Here is a 14,031-nt window from a genome sequence, read left to right on the forward strand (position 1 = left end):
AACTCGCTGCAAAAATCAGCTCGAAAGGTCAACATGCCCTAGTAGTACACAAGCAACATGGTAGAATGCCGCCATTAATCTTATCCTTGTATAAGATTGTTAAACCTTTCCATCGCTATTTAGCCAAATCATACCGAGAAACTTATGCCATTTTCCAAGCTTGGATTAAGCTCACCTATTGTTAAAGCCGTTGCAAAACAAGGCTATGAAAAGCCAACCTCTATTCAAGAAAAAGCAATTCCGATTGTGCTTTCTGGTAAGAACCTAATTGCTGCTGCACAAACAGGTACAGGTAAAACTGCGAGCTTTGTTCTCCCTATCTTAGAAATGCTAAGTAAAGGTGAAACACAACGTAAAAAACGTATTCGTGCTGTTATTCTGACACCAACTCGTGAGCTTGCGATTCAGGTTGAGCAGAACATTACTAAGTACGCGAAGTTCCTAAACCTAACATCACTAGCGATGTACGGTGGCGTATCTTACCAACACCAGAAAGACCGCTTGATCGAAGGTGTCGATATTCTTGTGGCAACTCCAGGTCGTTTAATCGATATGTACGGACAACGTGCCGTTCATTTTGATGAAGTTGAAGTACTAGTTCTTGATGAAGCTGACCGCATGCTAGACATGGGTTTCATTGAAGACATCAACAAGATCATCGCGCGTCTACCACAAGACATCCAAAACCTGCTGTTCTCAGCAACGCTGTCAACGCCAGTGCGTGCGCTAGCGAAAAGCGCAATCAGTGAAGCGGAAGAGATTTCAATTGCCAAAACTGACGCTTCTAAAGCAAACATCGAACAATGGTTAGTGACCGTAGATAAAGACCGTAAGTCTGCACTATTAAGCCACATGATCACTGACGGTGAGTGGGACCAAGCGCTTATCTTTATCGAGACTAAGCACGGCGCGGCTAAGTTGGTTGCTCAACTTGAAAAGCGTGGCATTCAAGCGGAAGCTTTCCACAGTGGACGTAGCCAAGCGATTCGTGAAAAGATTTTGGCTGATTTCAAGAAAGGCCGACTAAAGTATCTAGTTGCGACCGGTGTTGCTGCTCGTGGTATTGATATCGATAATCTAAGCCGCGTAGTAAACTACGACATCCCATTCCCAGCGGACGACTATGTTCACCGTATTGGTCGTACAGGCCGTGCTGATGCATCTGGTGAAGCGATCTCTTTCCTATCGAAAGACAACTTCAAGAACCTGTGCATTATCGAAAAACGTCTTGGTCACTTGATTGAACGTCGTGTTGTTGAAGGTTTTGAACCACGCAAAGAAGTGCCAATCTCTGTATTGAACTTCGTTCCTAAGAAGAAAAGAGAACAGCAACAAGACTAAGTAATTTCAGCTATAGAAATGAAAAAGTCACGTTAGCCAAAATGAAAATAAAACGAAGCCCATGTGGCTTCGTTTTGCTCTTAGAAATACATATAAAGTTGAGGCAATAAGATGATCACTCCTATCGCAACGAGATTAACTAGAGGCCAAGATCTAAAGCTTGAGCTCCAAAAACTAGTGACCACACAGAACATCTCGGCAGGTTCTATCGCGTCGTGCGTCGGTTGTGTTTCTCAACTCAATATTCGTTTAGCTAATGCGAACAACACCAAGCTAATCAAAGCTCCATTCGAAATCGTATCTGTGATGGCAACGCTAACCCCGAACCACCAGCATATTCATATATCCGTTGCTGATGAAAATGGTGACGTGATTGGCGGTCATCTGTTGGAGGGAACGATTATCGCCACCACCGCTGAATTGATTGTGCACCGTTACGATACTTTGACCTTCAACAGAGAGCATGATGATACGACGGGTTACACTGAGCTCACGATCAGCAGTAACACATAATAGCTTCACTGATAGCAGCACCAAACACCTCATATAAAGCGATACCACCCAATAGTAATTAGGAAACTCGATGGCTCCAAACTCCGCAGACTCCGTTATCGTTCTCGATTTCGAAACCACAGGCTTATCACCAAACATGGGTGACCGAGCGATTGAAATCGGTGCGGTTAAATTAGTTAACGGCGAAGTCGTCGACACCTTCCAGCAGCTAATGAATCCAGGGTTTCGTGTTAGCGGGTTCATTGAAAGCTATACCGGGATCAGTAATCGTATGTTAAGCACTGCGGCCAGTTGCAGTGAAGTAATGGATGAGTTTGCAGACTTTATCCAAGGCAGCCAACTTGTTGCTCACAATGCATCGTTTGATAAGCGCTTTCTTGATGCGGAATTAGACTTTATTGGCAGAGACTACACAGGCAAGTTCGCTTGCTCAATGTTGATCGCTCGCCGCCTAATCCAAGATGCGCCGACTCATAAGCTAGGCGACCTTGTGCGCTTTAAGAATATCGACAACGACGGTACTTTCCACAGAGCGTTAGCCGATTCAGAAATGACAGCACGGTTGTGGTTATTGATGATTGATGAGCTTCAAAGTGACCACGGCATTCAACAGCCGAGTTTTCAACTGATGCAGAAAATATCTAAGACCGCTAAAGGCTCTATTCCAAAGCTGCTGATGAGCAACAGAAATTAAATATCTAAACTCTCTCCCCTTCAAGTTTGATTGACAGGCTAGTCGCATGGATAACTACTAGCCTTTAGAACGAAAGAAGACTCTACTCCTGCAGTGATTCAAATGTTCCTTTAAGGCTTGCTAATTCACTCATGAAATAAGCCCACTGCTTATTCGTACTGCTTTCTACGATATCGACTAAAAAATTGGCTGATGTCTGCATGTTCTTGTTAAGCTCAGGCTCAAGTCCTTCAGGGTAATAAGCTTCATTGTTCAGAAGCAGGTTCATAATAATCGGCTGAGCTATATCTAAGTCGCTTTTCTTTTCTATCAGTGTCGATAAATCTTGGTAGGTATTATTTTGATATTGGCGCCAGTTATCGTTGGTATTTACCCATTCTTGAGACCAAGTTGAAATAATCTGCTTTTGCTCTTTCGATACCGTCCCTAGCCATCGCTCTAACCGATCTTCAATTCGACTTCGATAACGTTCTCTCGAATCTTCATCATTCAATGATAATCTTTCTTCGTAATATTCTTGCTGCTTTTCCCTAAAGTTCTTTAAGAATTCCTTATCTTGTTTAGGGTTAAACTGCATGCTTAAAGCGTAAATATCGGGAGAGAACTTACTAACGATTGAGCGAATATGGTCTTTAATTTGGTCACTTTGTTCAGTGATAAAAGCAGAACTCATATCAGAACGGTCTGTGTTTTGGATCACTTCTAATTGCGAAATATATAACGGCAGTTGAGTTTCTTTATGCCATTGCTGTAATAAGTCGAGGTGCTCTTCGAGCTCTGATTCCTGACTATTGGAAAGAGTTACAAAGTCTTCAATATAGCTAACGACAAACCAGCTTATATTGTTATAGGCAAATTTAGTCCCGCAGCCAGAGAATAGAAAACAGCTTAATAAGACTAACCAACGACACTTTCTCATTACACCCTCTCACAACATTTTACTCAACAACGAACCTCAAGACGATCTTATAACATTAGCTACAAAATCGGGTTCTCGTAAAAACTTTCGGATAAATTGAGACTCAGACTTGCTAATCTAACTATTTCGGCAAATGATTAAACTAAAAATAATTAATAGCAGTGATGTAACTTGATTTTTATTACTCATTTGACGCAATACGAACCCTATAAATGAGTTGGGTTGGCGTATTTCAAATGATTGATATTTGGGAGGAGAGCTATGGCCGCTATTCCTGATCATCCAAGCGATTTAGAATATGAGCTTTGCTATTTTGACGATGGATCAATAACCACAATCACGATATTGGTTCACAATCGAAAGGAAGCGATGACTTGGTATCTTAGCGAAGGAAAACATATCAACGATCTTTATTCGATAAGACCCGATGAATAATGTTTTGGTATAGAGAACTAGGTCGATAAACCTAAGAGAGTAAACTTGAGTGGTATTTTGTGGAACACCCTTTACTGCAATGTCATTAAGTAGCAATCTCGTTAATTAGACATATCGCAGCAAAGGGATTCAGTCTCGAATTACTTCAGAATTCGGGCGCGGAATTGACGACCCTTCATCTTACCTGATTCGATTTTGCCTAGTGCTTTCTTAGCCATTGACCTTTCTACAGCAACGTAAGCGCGCATCGCGAACAAGTTGATCTTACCTACTGACTTACCATCAATACCGCCTTGGCCTGTCAACGCACCAAGGATATCGCCTGCGCGAAGTTTCGCTTTCTTACCACCATCAATCTGAATGGTTACCATGTTTGAGTAGTACGGCTTAGCGATTGGTTTAGCTGGCAACTGAGACGGTTCAATTGGCATATCCATGTACTCATCAATTTGAGCAACACGGTGCATCTCTTTTTCGCTAAAGAAGCTAATTGCGACCCCTTTGCTTCCTGCACGACCAGTACGACCGATGCGGTGCACGTGAACTTCAGGATCGCGAGACAACTCAAAGTTGAACACAGCATCTAGGTTATCAACATCAAGACCACGAGCAGCAACATCTGTTGCAACCAAGATAGAGATGGTTTTGTTTGAGAACTGAACCAAAGCTTGGTCACGTTCACGTTGTTCCATGTCGCCATGAAGCTCGATAACACTGAAGCCACGGTGGCTTAGCTCGTCGTTTACGTTCTGTACTTCTTTCTTAGTATTACAGAACACAACCGCTGACTCTGGTTGATGATGAAGAAGCATTAGCTCTAGTGCGTCATCACGAGCTTCAGTACCTTCAACCTTATAAAAGTGTTGCTGGATGCTTGAGTGATCGTGCGTTGATTCAACCTTCACCATTTCAGGGTTATTCATGATACGGTCTGCAACAGATTTAATCTGTTTAGGGAAAGTTGCACTGAACAATAACGTTTGACGATCTTTTGGTGCTGCTTCAATAACAGCATCTAGTGCATCTTGGAAACCCATTTCCAGCATGCGGTCGGCTTCATCTAACACAAGTGTGTTCAACTCAGACAGGTCAATACGGTCTCTCTCTAGGTGGTCCAGGATACGACCAGGAGTGCCCACAAGAATGTGTGCGCCATGCTCTAATGAACCAATTTGTGGGCCCATTGGCATACCGCCACATAGTGTCAGCACTTTAATATTGTGAATACCACGAGCAAGAGTACGGATCTCTTTTGCTACTTGGTCTGCTAGCTCACGAGTCGGACATAACACTAAAGACTGAACACGGAAACGCTTAACGCGTAGGTTTTGCAGCACGCCTAAACCAAAAGCAGCTGTTTTACCTGAACCCGTTTTACCCTGACCGATAACATCCTTGCCATCCAGAATAGTAGGAAGACTTAACGCTTGAATAGGCGTCATTTCAGTATAACCAAGAGAATCTAACGTATTTAGAAGCTCTGGCTTAAGGGCGATTGAAGAGAATTTTGAAGTGCTCAATGGAAATATCCAACTGGTGAAAAACAGAGTGCATTATGAGTGTTTTTGAAAATTATTCCACCTTAATCACAGTTTTGAAGAAATAGGTTAGGCGAACACAAAAAAGCCAGCTTTGTTGGCTGGCTTATCGTCATTTTCGAATTACTTCTTATGGCACACCGTGACCTTTAGAGGCAACCCAAACGCGATACCATTGCTCACGAGTCAGTTCGATTTTCAGTGAATCAACGGCCGTTTTCACTCGCTCAATCTTACCTGAACCAATAATAGTAATCGGTTTAGACGGTAATCGACGAACCCAAGCGTAAATTACTTGGTCAATACTATCTGCACCCACTTCTTGGCGAATGGCTTCTAGTTCATTACGAACACGAATCGCTTGTGCTGAATCGCCACTAAAGATGCTACCACCACCGAGACAAGACCACGCCATTGGACGAATACGGTTCATCTGCAGTTGATCTAGCGTGCCATCATGAGCTACTTCGAAGTTCAATGGGTTGATTTCAACTTGGTTAGTCACTAGTGGCTTACCTAGTCGAGATTGCAGTAAGTCGAACTGACGCGGTGAAAAGTTAGAGACACCGAAGTGCTTAACTTTACCTACCTTATGTAGTTCAGCGAACGCTTCTGCTACTTCATCCGCGTCCATCAATACGTCAGGGCGATGAATCAGTAATACATCAAGTTCGGTTACACCCAAACGCTCTAGAGAGTTATTTACTGATTGGTAAATATGGTGCGCGCTGGTGTCATAGTGATTGATCTTGCGATCTGGAGTGTGGTCACCACACAAGTTGATGTCGCACTTGGTGACGATTTGAATATCATCTCGAAGGCTCGGCTCAAGCGCTAATGCTTCACCAAACAACTTTTCACATTGGTAGTTACCGTAAATGTCCGCGTGATCAACCGTTGTGATGCCAAGATCAATGTGCTGCTTTAGGAAAGTCAGACGTTGTTGCGGGGTCATACCCCACTCAGCTGTACGCCAGTATCCTTGCACCAGCTCAGAAAGTTCTGGGCCTTGTGGCGCTACCGTTACTTTTGCAACCATGGGTTGTCTCCTTTATCAATACTGAACGTATCCTAAGCTCGTTTTACCGAAGGCTCAACGTATAACAAATGGCAAAGGTAAACGCTTACTAAAAATGTGAGAGCCACAGAAAAACGAACACTTAAATGAATTATAACTTGCTGTCTGCCCGTGAGCCGTTCTCCTGAAAGGCTTGTTTACTCTGATGAATGACGAAACCATCTATAAATTTGAGCAATTAAAAGCGATTTAGTTCAACCGTTAACTTGTCACCATCACTATGTAACTTAATCCAAGGGGCTGAAGAACTAGAAGAAGATGAGGAAGAGCTAGGCACATTCCATACACTCATTTGCTCAGAGGAATGATGTGGTGAGTTGATGAATTCTACGAGTTGTTTATCTACCTTATCGTAACCAACTCCCTCACGTTTCGCTTGTTCGAGTTGAGCGACGACATCAAAATCATCCTCTCCAATGCGAATTGAACTGAGAGCAAAGCCATCTTGACGAAGATATGCCTGAAGCTTTGTGTACCTTAGGTTCGAATATGGCAGATTAAGGCGAACCACTTCGACGCTTGAGTCACCCAACTCCAGTTCAACATAAACATCCAAATCGTAATATTGGGTTAAGTCACTGCACAACAGAGTGCCTTCAACTTCGCCACAATCCATAAGATCGATATCGTTAATATAGTTTTGAGAACTCGGTTGAGTTGGGTCGCTATTGAATACCGTTCGCAACCACCAGCTTTCACTCGCTTGCGCAGAAAATGAAAAGGTACTCAGAGCCAATAACAAAGGTAGGATTAAGACAGGAAGAGTTCTCATTATTTGTGCTTATTTCGTGCGGTATGGAGCGTGCATTATACGTGACCAATCGACAAACAACTGCTCGATTTACATCTATAAAACTAAAAATATTGCTCAAAGATAAGATTAACAAACTTGATACTAAGAACAGTTGAACTCTGTTATATCTGTCGTCACACAATACACCCCGTGAATGTGTCATAATGTTGAAATTAATGAATAATTTACAAGGAACGTCCATGACTGCAACGAACTATCTCAACCAATTGAACCAAAAGTATCTTGCGACTCATAAAGCGAAAGAAGACTTCTTTTGGGATACTTATATGGGGATCAGTGACGACCATGATGGCTCGACACTCGCGCAGACCCAATGGACTGAATTTCTTAGCTCTGCCGAGCAAATTGCTGCTATCGAAACGCAGCTAGCTACTATCGAAGAAATTCAAGACCCTCAAGAAAAAGAGAGTACGCTAACGGGCTTGAAGGGTTGGTTAGCGACCTTTAGATCTCACGCTATTGAGTCTGAGCAATCACAGAAGCTTAAAACCGAACTCATAAAGTTTGAGGCTGAACTGTTTGAGAAAAAACAGAATCATGTAATGACATACGTGAATGAAGCGGGCGACGACACTGAAGGGTCGTTACCAGTTCTAGGTTCAACAATAAGAACCAATAGTAATGAAAAAGTTAGGCTTTCAGCTCACCAAACACTACTAGGTTTAGAGCAGTGGCTGCTGGCTAACGGCTTCATTGAACTCATCAAAAAACGCAACCAGTTTGCTCAATCGCTGGGTTTCAAAACCTTTTTTGATTATTCCGTCGTTAAAACCGAGCAAATGACAACTGAGCAACTGTTTACAATTCTGGATGACTTTGAAGTTCGCACGCGAGATAGCCATCAACAAAGCCTAGAGAGCTTAACTCAGAAAAAAGGTCAGAGTGCTCTAGAAGCCCATAATTTCACCTACTCTTTTGCTGGTGACGTTATGAATGACTTAGACCCTTATGTTCCCTTCTCAAAATCACTGAGACGCTGGGTTGAGTCTTTTGGTCGTCTTAATATCGAATACTCACAAGCAACATTGAAATTAGATTTGCTTGATCGTAAAGGAAAGTATCCAAACGGTTTCTGTCATGGGCCAGTTCCTTCTTTCTACGATCAAGATACTTGGGTAGCTGCACAGGTTAACTTCACTAGCAATGCCAAACCCGACCAAATCGGCAGCGGCTATGATGGTATCAATACGCTGTTTCACGAGGGCGGCCACGCTGCACATTTCGCTAATGTTAAAATGAATGCGCCTTGTTTCTCTCAAGAATTTGCACCAACATCGATGGCTTATGCCGAAACTCAGTCCATGTTCTGCGATAGCTTGTTGAATGACGCCGATTGGCTAAAACAATATGCCCTGGATTCAGAAGGCCAAGCAGTACCTGATGAGCTAATCAAAGCCATCATAGATAACAAACAACCGTTCAGAGCCTACCAAGAACGAAGCATTCTTGTTGTTCCCTATTTCGAACGAGCACTTTACGAATTGGCGGATGAAGATCTGACACCTGAAAAGATCACTGCTCTTGCTCGTAGCAGTGAGAAAACGATTCTTGGATTGGCTTGTAGCCCTCGCCCATTGATGGCGATTCCACATCTATTGTCGGATGAAGCCTCATGCGCATATCAGGGTTACTTATTAGCTCATATGGCCGTGTATCAAACTCGTGCATATTTCACCGATAAGTTTGGCTACTTAACGGATAACCCAGAGATCGGCCCTTTGTTAGCTAAGCACTATTGGCACCAAGGAAATAGCGTGAATCATAATGGGACAATCGAAAGCCTGACTGGGGAAGGTTTTAATGCCAAGTACCTCGCTGACGAGTGCAACTTATCGCCAGAAGAAGCTTGGGCTATTGAAGATAAAAAAATCAAACAGCTGTCGACAAGAGAACGAGCACCCGTCGCTGATTTGAATGCGAAAATATCAATCGTTGATGGGACAACCGAGTTGGCGAATAATGATAAGTCAAACCATCAGATGTGTGATGAGTTTGAACACTTTATCGTTGGGCAATACGGCCGATAGCGGGTGCTGAGCATCTGTAACCAAGGTTGAACCAAAAAACTCAAACGAAAAAAAGGACGATATTTAATCGTCCTTTTTATTTACAGCATTGGCCCTACACAGTGACACAATTTAAACGAGATTGAACATCAAAAATAATGTCGACAGAATCAAGGCTTCTTAGTGATTTCCTATGAATACCACATATCTGCCCTGTCAAAACAATATAAAACTTTTCTGTTTTGAGTAAATTCCAAGCTTCATCAAGAGATTCAGCATAAACCTTGTTCTTGAGATCTTGCGGGCGAGTACCTGCAACTCTTCCATGTTTACGCGCCAATTCAAATAATCCATTTCGATTCGGTTTACATGTAAACAGAGTGTCATTTCCGTAAATAACACCCTTGGCAGTAATGCTCTTAACCATTACATTCTCCAGATTATCATTCCACTCATAACACTGAGTGCCAAACCACATATCGGTTGGATACTTAAACGGCAAAACGAAGAGAACATGGTGTAACGACCGGGCATGCGACACACCATAGCAATCAGATTTAAAGTTCTTAAGCTCTCAAAGCTATTAAGCTATTAAGCTATTAAGCTATTAAGAGCTTAGAAGTAGTAGTAAGCTGCTGCGAATACGTGTGTTTCTTCGTCGTACTGTGCACTAGTTGAACCCATGCGTGCACCATCAATATCTTGTTTGATATCAATACCCATGTCAGCGTTGTCTGCAATACGGTACATTGCCGCGATGTTGATGTAAGAAGCATCTACGTCCGCTTGGCCATCAAGTTCATTGCTGTTAGAGGCGTAACCAGCTGCAATTGTTAGGTCTTCAGAAACCGCGTAACCACCTGAAACGTAGTAACCCGTGTCTTTCTCAGAATCTGCGTCATCAATCCAAGAGTTCATACCTAGTGTTAGGTCACCAATTTTTACGTTACCAGTTACCGTGTAAACTTCGTAATTAGCTTCGTAATCACGGTTTTCGTAACCTGCGTATAGGTTGAATACTTCTTGCTCTAGACCGATGTAGCCGTTCACACCTTTGTCGAACTTATCATTGTTACGAGAATCTTTCGTTTCGAAGTAAGAGATACCGTAAGCGATACCGCTTGTTGCACCCTGGAACTTAACAACATTGAAGCCGTCAGAAGCATCACCAGCAGAAGCGCCAAACTCGTAAGTGTTATCACCAGCACCGTCAACTTTATCTAGTGCTGTATCATTTTCCCAACCGAATGAAGCGATACCGAAACCAGTGTCAAAACCAAGCCAAGCTTTGTCTACATCAGCAGCAGGGCCAGTATCGATGCCATTTGTCCACTTGTAGTTAACTGAATCATTCGCTGAAACGTTATTGTCTGTTGTGTAGTTCACCATCAAGTCTGTTTCGAAGTAACCAACAATACGGTTGTTACGGTAGTTTACTGCAAGTGTTAGGCCTGTAGCCCAGTCATCGTAGAATGCTTTAGAACCAGTGTCGTAGTACCCGCCAACACCCATAGCACCAGATACTGAGAATTGATCTTTATGCATTGAATCAAATGCGAACATGTCTTCATTTTGGCTGTTTTGGCTGCTTGTATTTACCGCGAAAGCTGAACTTGAAATGCTTGCAATCGCAAGTGCTACTAATGTCTTTTTCATAATAACCACTACCTATATATTGATTCGGCCTTGTTAGTCCGGCCTTTTGGAGTAGCGCTATTGTTCAAAAATTTGTGTTGTGGATATACCGTAAAACTACTGGAATTTTATCGTTGCGATGAATTTAATTACATAATGATATGTTGATATTACTTTTATATTGAGAAGCGCAACCCAATCGTAAACCCAATATCAGTGCTGTTATCCATATTGCGAATATTCTCTGTCATCAAGGCTTCTAAACTAAACCTATTGAATCGGTACCTATAACCGAGCACCACTTCATTAGACGGCTCTGAGAAATCTGGTTCATCCGTTGCCCACCCTTGATAATTTAAAGACTCAACTAACAAACTGTGCCGAGCATTAAACATATACTCATACCCTAATGCCCAACTTGCGCTGAACCCCTCTAAACTAACTAAGTAGTCATCACCGTTACGGTGAACCAAACCTACCGTTGAAAAAAAGTTATGCCTTAAGGTGATAAAGCTGTAGTTAAGTTGGACGCCTTGTTCGAAGCTAGTTCTGGCAAACCGGCCACTTTTTACGTTGTTGTAAAATAAAGAGCCACCAGCAGAGAGCGACATCGGCCCTCTAGAATGCAACAGAAGCTCATTGTAAAAAGTCAGCGCATTGGTTAAATCATCCCCCTCAAAATCAGACACATGAACCCCTGCATGATTAAAATCCATGGTGAACTGATCTTCAGCCACTTCATCACGGCCATTTTGTCCAATACCAAACAGATCGTGAAAACCCATCACAAAACTGTCTAAACCATTATCTTTTGCAGTCACAACTCGATAATCCAGATCGGTTTTCCAAATTGGAGATGCTTGCCACTCAATCGCAATATTTGACTGGTTTTGATAATAGTCGAGCGAATACGCACTCGTGTGTGCCCATATACTGGCTTGGGTATAAGAGGACTTGAACTCAATAGTCCCCACCCTTTTGGGCTGAGCAGAACGAAGTTGTGTTGAAAGCACATTTGAATGAATAGGTGACTGCGCATAGACAAACATTGGGGATGCGTTCGCGCTTGCAGTAGGATGAAAAAAAGTCAGTATCGAGACTGAAATACTCAGTAACGCCCTTAAACTTATCACAGTGTTTACTCGGTTGTATAAATGCCCGATTTTATTAAAAAACACCGTTCAATTAATGCAGTAGTTCTACCGCTTATCATCCTAACATTTAGATTAAAGAGTTATAAAAAAACGAAAATTAGAACCTCTCGAAAATGTAAACATCTTATCTTGCACTGTGCTTTACGAACGCATAGTCTTCGGGATATTAACCTGATGAATATATTGATAGAGGAAAGGTATGTCGGCTACTAACCTAAATTTTGAACAATTGTTGATGAAGCAATCAACGACTCTCATCAATAGCGATCCTAAGTGTTTTCAAGCTACTTGGTCAGAAGCGAGCTTTGACGTACTCGATTGGTTTGGGATGGATCGTTTAACACTCTACCCTAACTCAATGGTCTTACTGGAAGACGGAAAGACTTGTTCAGTATCGAAAGCGAACATACCCCCGGTCAATAAACAGAATCTCATTGGTGGCAACTATCTTGATTATTTAAAGCTGCTAAAGACCAAAAAAACTTATCTCGCGTTTTCGAAAGACGACCTCGAGAACACTCAGAATTACGTATTAAAGCAGTTATACAAAGAAGGGGGGCGATGGCACTGCATCATTCCTTTGCAACTCTTTAACCAACGCTGGGGAGCACTGTCTTTTACTAACTTTCACGACAACGATACCACTTTCGATCTCGAAGACATCCAGCGCTTAAAATTAGTCTGTGAGCTTTGGCTCTGTTATTGGCAGCACTCAACACTAGCCAGAACATTAAAGCAAAATGAGAATCGGCTAGAAGATGACAGTGACAAATTACTCTTACTCACCAAGAAGCAGACCAAAGTGTTGGCACTTATTGCTCAAGGCCTAAGTGCAAAAGAGTGTGCGGAACAGCTCCATCTAAGCTCTCGAACTATAGAATCGCATAAGTACAGAATGCTTGGGTTGCTCGATTTGAACAACCACAATGACCTTCTTCAGTTCGCGTTGCGTAATGGGTTAGGTATTACAGAAAACCTGCACACAACGCGTTAAAACAATCTATTAACCCTGTAAATCATTCTGTGTTCGGTGACCTTCAGCTATTTATATCTGAAGGGTCTGTATTTATGAAAGCTCTATATTTCTTGGTTTAAGGACACTGGCTACTCGTTACCTTCACTAAGAGCAAATTTAATTTCATCCGACGAAAAGCCTTTTCGACTTAGCATAGCGTAAGCTTTTGAGCGCTCTTTGTGATCGTTGAGGTCATAAGGTTTCTTTTGTAGTTGTTCTAAACACGAAGAGTAAAAATCCAGTTGCTCTTCGTTAATTAACCGATCGACCAATTGTGGCAATTCGCTCGTGTCTATTTGTCGTTGTCTAAGGTCTTGCTGAATAGCAGTCAAGCCTTTGCCTTTACGAGCATACTTAAGCACTTCTTTTTCCAAATCGGCTTTCTCTGCCTTAATTTGAATATTACTCTTCAGTTCATGCGCTTGTGGGTGCTGGTCAATCGCTACCTTAACTTGCTGATAGCTAAAGCCACGCTTTTGCAGCGTCGCAACCAATTTTTCACGGCTCATGGTAAAGCTTGAGTAGTAGTGGTTGATTCGGTCTATCAGGATGGTCTGTTCATCAATAGACTTTTCGAAAGACACCTTATGGATTGCATCAGAAATCACTGAGTCCGTCAGGCCTTTCTTTTTCAGCTTTTCGACAATATATCGAGAACCAAATTCACCCGAGAATGCTTGTTCCACAAATTGTTCAGCAAACACTTGGTCAGACTTGAGATACCCAAAGCCTTTCAGGGTACCCAAAGTTTCATCAATCCATTCTTGATTGTCGGTTTTCACTTTGAGCTTCGCTACCAACTCACTTTCTGTCATATCTCTCTGAGTTAAATGCCACATCGCAGAGTTCATGACGCTTTCGATTCGCGTCGCTTTTCTTACCGTTGTAT

At 42.3% G+C, this 14,031-nt stretch carries 15 protein-coding genes; 7 read left to right on the forward strand and 8 right to left on the reverse strand.

All coding sequences use genetic code 11. The features are described from left to right. From AB4232_RS10070 to AB4232_RS10085, 4 genes are all read left to right on the forward strand, one after another. Window positions 1–185: hypothetical protein (locus tag AB4232_RS10070; RefSeq protein ID WP_372087042.1), on the forward strand; the 185-nt coding region annotated here is incomplete at its 5' end. Further along, the gene (locus AB4232_RS10075) at window positions 145–1,341 is read left to right on the forward strand and encodes a DEAD/DEAH box helicase (protein ID WP_372087043.1); all 1,197 of its coding nucleotides are present in this window, start codon (window positions 145–147) and stop codon (window positions 1,339–1,341) included. The genes AB4232_RS10070 and AB4232_RS10075, both read left to right, overlap by 41 nt. 111 nt (window positions 1,342–1,452) lie before the next feature. Then, on the forward strand, window positions 1,453–1,854 hold the full coding sequence (locus AB4232_RS10080) for a PPC domain-containing DNA-binding protein (RefSeq protein WP_102582521.1): 402 nt from the start codon (window positions 1,453–1,455) through the stop codon (window positions 1,852–1,854). 70 nt (window positions 1,855–1,924) lie between these two features. Next, window positions 1,925–2,548 carry a PolC-type DNA polymerase III gene (locus AB4232_RS10085; protein ID WP_017098680.1) on the forward strand — a complete coding sequence of 208 codons (624 nt, stop codon included), beginning with the start codon at window positions 1,925–1,927 and terminating at the stop codon, window positions 2,546–2,548. 82 nt (window positions 2,549–2,630) lie between these two features. On the opposite strand, the gene AB4232_RS10090 is transcribed toward AB4232_RS10085, so the two are convergent. Beyond that, window positions 2,631–3,467, reverse strand: a complete 837-nt coding sequence (locus tag AB4232_RS10090) for a DUF6279 family lipoprotein (RefSeq protein ID WP_372087044.1) — start codon at window positions 3,465–3,467, stop codon at window positions 2,631–2,633. A 261-nt stretch (window positions 3,468–3,728) separates the two neighbouring features. On the opposite strand from AB4232_RS10090, the gene AB4232_RS10095 reads away from it, so the two are divergent. Then, window positions 3,729–3,902: a hypothetical protein gene (locus AB4232_RS10095; RefSeq protein WP_009844771.1), complete on the forward strand. Its 174-nt coding sequence runs from the start codon at window positions 3,729–3,731 to the stop codon at window positions 3,900–3,902. 140 nt (window positions 3,903–4,042) lie between these two features. Here the strand turns inward: AB4232_RS10095 and dbpA are convergent, their stop codons facing one another. The 3 genes from dbpA to AB4232_RS10110 form a co-directional block, all read right to left on the reverse strand. After that, window positions 4,043–5,422 (reverse strand): ATP-dependent RNA helicase DbpA, encoded by a 1,380-nt coding sequence (dbpA, locus tag AB4232_RS10100; RefSeq protein ID WP_009844770.1) that lies wholly within the window; start codon window positions 5,420–5,422, stop codon window positions 4,043–4,045. A gap of 148 nt (window positions 5,423–5,570) precedes the next feature. Further along, on the reverse strand, window positions 5,571–6,479 hold the full coding sequence (locus AB4232_RS10105; protein WP_009844769.1) for an aldo/keto reductase family oxidoreductase: 909 nt from the start codon (window positions 6,477–6,479) through the stop codon (window positions 5,571–5,573). A gap of 217 nt (window positions 6,480–6,696) precedes the next feature. Continuing rightward, window positions 6,697–7,290, reverse strand: a complete 594-nt coding sequence (locus AB4232_RS10110) for a hypothetical protein (RefSeq protein ID WP_372087045.1) — start codon at window positions 7,288–7,290, stop codon at window positions 6,697–6,699. A 221-nt stretch (window positions 7,291–7,511) separates the two neighbouring features. Between AB4232_RS10110 and AB4232_RS10115 the strand changes: the two genes are divergently transcribed. Next, the gene (locus AB4232_RS10115) at window positions 7,512–9,359 is read left to right on the forward strand and encodes a M3 family metallopeptidase (protein ID WP_372087046.1); all 1,848 of its coding nucleotides are present in this window, start codon (window positions 7,512–7,514) and stop codon (window positions 9,357–9,359) included. A 94-nt stretch (window positions 9,360–9,453) separates the two neighbouring features. Here the strand turns inward: AB4232_RS10115 and AB4232_RS10120 are convergent, their stop codons facing one another. From AB4232_RS10120 to AB4232_RS10130, 3 genes are all read right to left on the reverse strand, one after another. Further along, window positions 9,454–9,765 carry a hypothetical protein gene (locus AB4232_RS10120; RefSeq protein WP_029222827.1) on the reverse strand — a complete coding sequence of 104 codons (312 nt, stop codon included), beginning with the start codon at window positions 9,763–9,765 and terminating at the stop codon, window positions 9,454–9,456. 188 nt (window positions 9,766–9,953) lie between these two features. Then, the gene (locus AB4232_RS10125; RefSeq protein ID WP_009844765.1) at window positions 9,954–10,994 is read right to left on the reverse strand and encodes a hypothetical protein; all 1,041 of its coding nucleotides are present in this window, start codon (window positions 10,992–10,994) and stop codon (window positions 9,954–9,956) included. A 155-nt stretch (window positions 10,995–11,149) separates the two neighbouring features. Then, window positions 11,150–12,022, reverse strand: coding sequence for a DUF3187 family protein (locus AB4232_RS10130; RefSeq protein ID WP_372087047.1), 873 nt, complete (start codon window positions 12,020–12,022; stop codon window positions 11,150–11,152). 304 nt (window positions 12,023–12,326) lie between these two features. Between AB4232_RS10130 and AB4232_RS10135 the strand changes: the two genes are divergently transcribed. Next, entirely contained in the window at window positions 12,327–13,121 is a 795-nt protein-coding gene (locus AB4232_RS10135; protein ID WP_012601007.1) for a response regulator transcription factor, read from the forward strand. Between the two features lie 110 nt (window positions 13,122–13,231). On the opposite strand, the gene AB4232_RS10140 is transcribed toward AB4232_RS10135, so the two are convergent. After that, window positions 13,232–14,031, reverse strand: an 800-nt coding sequence (locus tag AB4232_RS10140; protein WP_372087048.1) for a RecX family transcriptional regulator, incomplete at its 5' end; no start/stop codon positions are given.

This window comes from Vibrio sp. 10N.286.46.A8 (genome assembly GCF_041470165.1).
GTDB lineage: Bacteria > Pseudomonadota > Gammaproteobacteria > Enterobacterales > Vibrionaceae > Vibrio > Vibrio tasmaniensis_A.